This is a genomic window from Liquorilactobacillus sp., from assembly GCF_047719775.1.
In the GTDB taxonomy this organism is placed as follows: Bacteria; Bacillota; Bacilli; order Lactobacillales; family Lactobacillaceae; genus Liquorilactobacillus.
Map to the genome: position 1 here is coordinate 1 of NZ_JBDNTS010000039.1, position 7,618 is coordinate 7,618.

The 7,618-nt window shown below is 35.2% G+C and carries 5 protein-coding genes and 1 pseudogene; 1 reads left to right on the forward strand and 5 read right to left on the reverse strand.

Annotated features, from left to right (window positions below; all coding sequences use genetic code 11):
- Positions 1 to 75: 75 nt before the first annotated feature.
- The 3 genes and pseudogenes from ABF682_RS11760 to ABF682_RS11770 all read right to left on the reverse strand — a co-directional run bounded on the left by ABF682_RS11760 (position 76) and on the right by ABF682_RS11770 (position 2,744).
- A complete protein-coding gene (locus tag ABF682_RS11760) occupies positions 76 to 933 on the reverse strand; it encodes a GRP family sugar transporter (protein WP_289981109.1) in 858 nt (285 codons plus the stop codon).
- A 344-nt stretch (positions 934 to 1,277) separates the two neighbouring features.
- Positions 1,278 to 1,442: pseudogene (locus ABF682_RS11765) on the reverse strand (helix-turn-helix domain-containing protein); the annotation flags it as partial.
- A gap of 114 nt (positions 1,443 to 1,556) precedes the next feature.
- The gene (locus ABF682_RS11770; protein WP_289981108.1) at positions 1,557 to 2,744 is read right to left on the reverse strand and encodes a class I SAM-dependent rRNA methyltransferase; all 1,188 of its coding nucleotides are present in this window, start codon (positions 2,742 to 2,744) and stop codon (positions 1,557 to 1,559) included.
- A gap of 212 nt (positions 2,745 to 2,956) precedes the next feature.
- Between ABF682_RS11770 and ABF682_RS11775 the strand changes: the two genes are divergently transcribed.
- Positions 2,957 to 5,125 (forward strand): LTA synthase family protein, encoded by a 2,169-nt coding sequence (locus ABF682_RS11775; protein ID WP_289981106.1) that lies wholly within the window; start codon positions 2,957 to 2,959, stop codon positions 5,123 to 5,125.
- Between the two features lie 312 nt (positions 5,126 to 5,437).
- On the opposite strand, the gene ABF682_RS11780 is transcribed toward ABF682_RS11775, so the two are convergent.
- Both ABF682_RS11780 and ABF682_RS11785 read right to left on the reverse strand, forming a co-directional pair.
- Positions 5,438 to 6,889, reverse strand: coding sequence for an ATP-binding protein (locus ABF682_RS11780; RefSeq protein WP_415619921.1), 1,452 nt, complete (start codon positions 6,887 to 6,889; stop codon positions 5,438 to 5,440).
- Positions 6,889 to 7,560: a response regulator transcription factor gene (locus tag ABF682_RS11785; RefSeq protein WP_415619922.1), complete on the reverse strand. Its 672-nt coding sequence runs from the start codon at positions 7,558 to 7,560 to the stop codon at positions 6,889 to 6,891. The genes ABF682_RS11780 and ABF682_RS11785 overlap by 1 nt, the downstream gene beginning before the upstream one ends.
- Positions 7,561 to 7,618: the final 58 nt, after the last annotated feature.

Below are 7,618 nucleotides of genomic sequence, written 5' to 3' on the forward strand. Positions count from 1 at the left end.
TCTGATATTAACTGATTTTCACCAATTAATACCAGAACTAATCTTAGATTGTTTAATTCACAAGATATCATATTATTAGATATTCGACAGCAAAATTCCACCAATAATTATTAAAATCGAACCAAAAGTAATAAATCTCAATTCTTTTGCAGTCTTTTTCTCACCTAACAGTAAAATGCTTCCAAATGTCGAAATTATTATTCCCATCTGCGAGAATGAATAACTGATTGCAAGTCCAATTATTGGAATTGCTAAAAACATAAAAAAGTTACCTGTTCCCCATACAAGACCTGTGATCACATTCTTATATGTTTCTTTCTGCAAGGCATCTTTGCCAAATGCGAAGAAGCTCGCACCAATCACCATTCCTAGGGATTGGGGTAAGACCATAGACTTGGTATCTACTCCAGTCCATTTAACAACTACAGCATACCCGACATACCCCAAGGTCGACAATGCCAGCGCTCTTATCCCAAGAGACCAATTATCTACTTTATTTTCTCCAATTTTTTTATTATCTTTCACTGAGGTCAATGTTGCCCCAACAATCAGAATGAACAAAGCCAATATCCCTAATGAAATCTGATGTGTGCTCGTCCACTCTCTGAATAAAACAACTCCAACAAGTGCATTGAAGAACAATTGCAAACCTGTAGAAAGCGGAACTGTATTAGAAATACCGATTGCTTTCATCGAATGAAATTGTTGATTCTGACCCAAGCTCCAAAAAAGGCCAGATATTATACCAACAATCCAAACTTCCAAAGTTGTATTTAAAACTATATGATGCCAAAAGACAATCGTCGTCAAGATACTAAAAAGCAAGGCACCCCAAGTCATCCCTAGAGTCTGCTGATTGGCACTTCCACCGAGCTTTCCACTTACTAACCCAATACTTCCCCACGCAATTGCGGGTATTAGGGCAATTAACATAATATCAAATCCTCATTTCTCTTTTTCTCTTTGCGGCATAATATTATATCAGTCTTTACCCACTTTTTACAAGTTTGTGACTTGCATCAGCACTAAAATACCGAGCTTCTAGGAACAAGCATAACTTATCTCATACATTTCAATATTCGACAGCGGTTTGCTCTATTTTACCAAGGTTTAACCCAAACCAAGTTTTAACATATTTTTACTTGCATTTACATCTCTATCTAGCTGTGTATGGCATTGCGGATAAGCTCAAATGGTTGGGAACCAAAAGCTTTTTATTTATTCCATGTAAACGTGCTCCATAAGTCAAAATTCTCCGTCTAACTTCGAATCACTCATAGCGAAGTACTCTCAGCTTGCTTTAACCATGAATATTCTGTTTTTAATTGCCTTAACAAGAAGTTCATTGCAAAACCATTTAAGAACCTAGAATCTCTATTGTTCTTATAGCGCTTGCGTTGCATATCCAACATCTAATTCCAAACAAATCTAGTTGCTCCAAAGTTCCAACATACTGAGAACCGATTAACAGAATACAATTTTGGGCGGTCAAAGCACTAATTCATCTTACGATTAAAATCATAGGTTTTCTTATTTACCGACCCTATAAAATAAATTTATTCACGGCCTTTAGACACATTCAAAACAATTGCCTTAAATGTATTTCCCTTTGCAAAAGACTTATTCACTGCAAAGTCCTCAGCTGCTCGGTAAGTTTCTTCAACTTCATAGTGAAAATCAGCGTCCACAAAAGCATCCATAACTACCTGTTTAAAGCGTTTCATTGAAATACTTGCTGAATTAGCAGTTAAAATCATTGTGCCATCATCCTTAACACTCTGCAATGCCATTTGAATTAAATCAAAATAATCTTTGTTTAAAGAAAAGGAATTTTTCTTTCCACGAACAAAGACAGGTGGGTCTAATACCACTACATCAAACATAATGTGATGCTTCTGTGCATAATCCAAATAACCCATGATATCCATTGCACGGATTTCCTGCTTTTGCGCAGCTATATTGTTTAGCTCAAAATTTTCTTTTGCCTTTGCAATGTTTTTTGAACTCAAATCAATGCTGACTGTCTTGAATGCACCACCAACTTTAGCTGCAACAGCAACAGCGCCGTTCTTGCTAAAGCAACTCAAAACAATCTTTTGAGAAGCATATTTTTCTTTTAGTCCAAGAAGTAAATCACGTTCTTCAAAGTTAAAGTCAAAATCCCCACTATTCAGATGAACGGCAAAACTTATTCCGTTTTGTTTAATCTCCAACGTATCAGCAGCTTTTTCACCCTGCACATGTCTTCTCTTCAAGCCATCGTTTTGAACATTAAATTGTAATTTCTCGTACACGCCCTTTGCATCATTAACTGCGATTCCAAAGGCCTCATAAAGCATCTCACGATGATAATAAAGTCCCTGATTCTCGAAAGTGAATACATAAAAGCCAGCAAAATAATCAATGTTCAAGCCACCAACACCATCACCGCTTCCATTAAAGAAACGAAAAACATTGGTTTGTTCATCATAATAAAAGTTCGTACGTTTAACTTGTGCTACAGTAAAAAGCTTCCTATAAAAGTCAACGTTAATATACTGTTGTTCATCTAAAGAAAGAATCCAGCCATCTGAATTTCTTTGTTTTGCTACATATGCATATGCAACAAATATTTTGCCAATAACTAACTTGACTAAAGAACCATCTTCTTCATGTTCGTTCTTGACAAAGTCTCGCATACTTAATTGGGGAAAACCATCCTTGTACTTTCTTGCAGCTTCTTTTGTAATTTCAATTGTTTTCAAATAAAAATCTCCTATAATATATATTCACTGTTAATCATAACAGACTTTCTACAAAAAAACTCCGATTACTTTATTTTTATCAACTAATTAATTCAAATTGTTATTAGTTACTAAATCTTTTATAATAATTGTTGTCGTAAATTGACTTACTTTAATTTTTTGTTTTAGAATAAGTCATCAGTGAACTTTTCGGAAAGGACGGTTCTACTACCGTGTACTTATCAAAACTAAAAAAGGGATTAAGCACGCGTTTTGGCTTTTTTCTCTTATTAGTCTTTCTTTTTTGGCTAAAAACTATTGCTGTATATTTAATTGACTTTCGGCTCGGAGTTACTGGAATTTATCAATATGCAGTTCTTTTACTTAATCCTATAGCAACAACTGTCTTATTCTTCGGTTGCGCTCTATATATAAAACGCACGACTCCAGCCTATCTGGCACTTTTTTTAATATACATTGCAAATTCTGCATTGCTATTGTTTAATGTCATTTATTATCGTGAATTTACCGACTTTATGACCATTAACGTTATTTTTGGTTATTCTTCTGTCTCTGAAGGATTAACAACTAGCTCTTTTGCATTACTAAAGCCGCAAGATATTGTTGTGTTTATAGACATTATTTTATTAATTCTTGGCTTTGCTACTCGCTTTATTAAATTTGACCGCCATTCTATCCCCACAAAACAAGCGGCTGCAGTAACATCATTCGCACTTTTTTTTCTTGTTTTTAATATTACACTTGGAGAGATTGGCCGTCCTCAATTATTGACCAGAACTTTTGATCGTAATTATCTAGTCAAATATTTAGGAATCGATACCTTTACACTGTATGACGGTTTAAAAACTGCTAAGAATAACCAGGTCCGTAATGAGGCAACAAGTTCAGATCTGAATACCATCCTACAATTCACAAGAAAGCATTACGCGAAGGCAAATTCCAGTATGTTTGGCATTGCTAAAGGTCGCAATGTCATAGTTATTCATTTAGAAAGTTTTGAACAATTTCTAATTAATTTTCGTTTGAATGGCAAGGAAGTTACACCTTTTTTAAATAGTCTTTACAATAGTAATTCTACTTACAGCTTCTCTAATTTTTTTAATCAAGTTGGACAAGGAAAGACTTCTGATGCTGAAAATATGCTTGAAACTAGCACATATGGATTATCTCAAGGATCACTCTTCTCATCGCTTGGAACTGACAACACTTTTGAAGGAGCTCCTGCAATTTTGAATCAAAGAGCAGGGTATTCAAGTGCCGTCTTCCATGGAAATAAGGGTTCTTTCTGGAATCGAAATAGTGTATATAAGAATTTAGGATATCAAAATTTTTTTGATGCAAGTTACTTTAATACTAATGCGAATAATCTCACAGAATATGGTCTAAAAGATAAATTACTTTTCCACGATTCTGTTAAGTATTTGGAAAGACTGCAGCAGCCTTTTTATGCCAAATTTATTACCGTTTCTAATCATTTCCCATATGAACTAGACAAGCAAAATACCAGTTTTAAAGCAGCTAATACGGGTGATACTTCTGTCGATAACTATTTTGTAACTGCTCATTATCTAGATCAATCTGTCAAAGAATTTTTTGACTATTTGAAAAAAAGTGGTTTATACAATAACTCAATGATTATCATATATGGTGACCACTACGGTATCTCTAACTCACGTAATCTAAAATTAGCATCTTTATTAGGCAAATCATCATCTACTTGGACTGACAATGATAATCTCCAAATGCAGCGTGTTCCATTTATGGTTCATATCCCCGGTGTACAAAGTGGTGGTGTACAAACACAATATGGTGGTGAAATAGATGTCTTACCAACATTGCTGCATTTACTTGGAATTAGTTCTAAGCGATATATCCAATTCGGGACCGACCTTTTTTCTAGTCAGCATGATCAGGTAGTTGCTTTCCGAAACGAAAATTTTACAACACCTAAATACTCTGTGATTAATGGTGATATATATGATAATAGTACTGGTCTTCAGATAACACATCCTTCCGCAAGTCTTACTGCTAAGATCAAGAAGGAAAGTACCAAGGTTAATACTGAATTAACTATGTCAGATACCTTGAACAACAAAAACCTATTGCGCTTCTATGTCCCAAAGGGATTTACACCTGTTAATCCCAAAAACTATAACTACAAAAATGGCTTCGGTCAAATTTCTGAAATTCAAAAACTTCTTGGAAAAAAATCTACTAGTCTATGGAGTAAAAATGGTAATAAAACAACCGTCTCTGATTACGTCTCTGATGCTCCTGAACTTGAAACCACTGACAATAATGCAAAAAATGTCTCCAGCGCTGCAGCTTCATCTAAAAGCTCTTCGTCTACCAGCGAAAGTTCTAGTTCATCCGGTAATTAACAATAGAATTAAGGAATTATCAATTGTCATACAAGTCTCTAGAACTAAACAATATAAAATTTAGGCTTAACAAAAACCGCAAGAAGAAAATTAACACTTTTTCTTCTTGCGGTTTTTGTTAAAAATTCATGGTGCTAGATCAAAAAACAGATTTCGGTCTCTTCTCTTTTTGTCTCCAGATAAGCGTTGTTCATAAGCCAAAACCCTTCGTCTAACTTCAATTTTCTCTACAAAAGACAACCGGATATTCATAATTTCATGTTAGCGACAAAATCCTGCCATTCTATGCCACATCTCCACTCTCTATCAACCTCATCTTTTATCAGGAAATATCAAAGTAAATGTAGTTCCTGCTCCTATCTTGCTGGTCACTTCTACCTTGCCCTTATGCATCTCCATTAATTGCTGAACGATGGATAGACCTAAACCAGATTCACCATATTTAGTATTCTTACGTGAAGGATCTGCCTTATAATATCTTTCCCAAATATTTTTTAATTGTTCTTCCGACATTCCAATTCCATCATCAGAAATTCTAAAAATACTGCATCTATGTCCACGTTCAGCCGAAATAGTTATTGTTCCATTCTCAGTAAATTGGATTGCATTTTGCGTAATATTAAAAACTATCTGTACAAACCTATCATAATCTGCATAAACCTCTAATTTTTCTGGCCCAGTAACTTCAATTGTATCTCCTGAATTACCAGCCTTTTTACGCAGTTGTTCCTGTACATTCTTCAATACATCCATCCCGTTAAAAATTGATTGTCTCAAACCAATTTGACCACTCCTGATTTTCTCGTAGTCAAGATTTTCATTAACAAGTCTAATTAAGCGCTTAGTCTCATTGCGCATTAATTTAATACTCTTATCCTTATCTTCTTCCGGAATTGCATCATAGACAAGTCCCTCTAAAAGCCCATTAATGGTCGTCAATGGCGTCCTCATCTCATGAGCAGCATCTGCCATAAATTGTCGTCTTCTTTGTTCCTGCAGCCTGATTTCTTCATTGGATTTTTTCAGAGAAACCGTCATCTTATTGAAGTCCTTTGCCAAATCATCAAGCTCATCACGTTTGTTATCAATCACTTTGACATCAAAGTTACCATTTGCAACAGCTCTCGTTGCTTTTCGTAGTTTGCCAATTCGCTTGGTGATATAATGTGCCAGAAAATAACTAATGAGCATGCCTAAAAGCGCAGAAACAAGCAGTATATACAGAAGATTCTTTTGGATTTTTGTAAATGATTCTTGAATACTAGAAACCTTAGCACCCACCGAAATTACAGCCACAAGCTTACCAGAGCTATCAAAACACGGTGCCAAAATATCAGTCATTCTTTGTTGGTTTTGTACTTTTTGTTTGTTAGGACCACGCCAACCTAAGTCACTTTTTCTTCTAAGAATTTCACCCTTTTTCAGTTTCTTCCAATCTTTAGCTGAAATCACTGATTTGTATCCAGTTTTGGGATATAAAGTATTATTTCGACTAGTATAGATAGTAAAATGCACCTGCTGATTACTCAATAAAACTTCACTGGTTCTTAACTTATCAACATTTAGGGTTAAAACTTGTTTGCCATTACGATTTTGAATCATCATAGACTGATTCTTTAGGCTATAAGCATACCCTTCCAATTGCTGCCACGTATTTTCATAAATCACTTCACGCGTGATGTGGAAAAAAGAAAATCCCAAAATCAGCAAAAGGGTCATGATTAGTATGAAAAAGGCAAGCATTTGCTGATAAATTAACTTCATTATTCCTTCACCTCAAGGTCGTCAAATTTATATCCTACCCCCCAAACCGTTTGGATTACCTGCGGACCCACTTTCTCAATTTTTTGTCTTAACTTTTTGATATGAGCATCAACTGTTCGCTCATCTCCATAAAACTCGTAATGCCAAACCAACTGCAATAACTGATCCCTTGAAAAAACCTGTCGTGGCTTTTGTGAAAGTGTCTTTAGCAAATCAAATTCCTTAGGAGTAAGATCTTTAATTATATTATCGTAAAGATAGGCCTCTCTAGTCTTTGTACTTAATTTAAAATGATCCGTTACTACATCAAAGGAATCATTATCTTCTTGTTCAACAGAAACCGAATTGTTAGCCAGTGCAGCTCTTCTATGCAATGCCTTGATTCTTGCAATCAATGTAATTGGGCTAAACGGTTTAACAACATAATCATCTGCTCCCATCTCAAGCCCTAATACCTGATCACTCTCTGAATCACGTGCCGTCAAAATAATGATTGGCACCGTTGTTGAAATCGCCCTAATTTCATTGTTAACTTGGATTCCATCCATTCCTGGAAGATTCAAATCAAGGGTAATCATATCCCAACTTGTCGGACTCTCCTTAAATTTAGATAGTGCCTCGAGTCCATCATATGCATACTCAACATGCCAATTTTCTTTTTTAAAAAACATTGCCTGGTCCCCTGTCAATAAAATAGACAATTTAAATAGAGACTTTTTTGTCCTATGC

Bases quoted from the DNA above. Each gene is read 5' to 3' on its own strand.
- ABF682_RS11760 (WP_289981109.1), bottom strand. From the start codon at position 933: ATGTTAATTGCCCTAATACCCGCAATTGCGTGGGGAAGTATTGGGTTA.
- ABF682_RS11780 (WP_415619921.1), bottom strand. From the start codon at position 6,889: ATGAAGTTAATTTATCAGCAAATGCTTGCCTTTTTCATACTAATCATG.
- ABF682_RS11785 (WP_415619922.1), bottom strand. From the start codon at position 7,560: ATGTTTTTTAAAAAAGAAAATTGGCATGTTGAGTATGCATATGATGGA.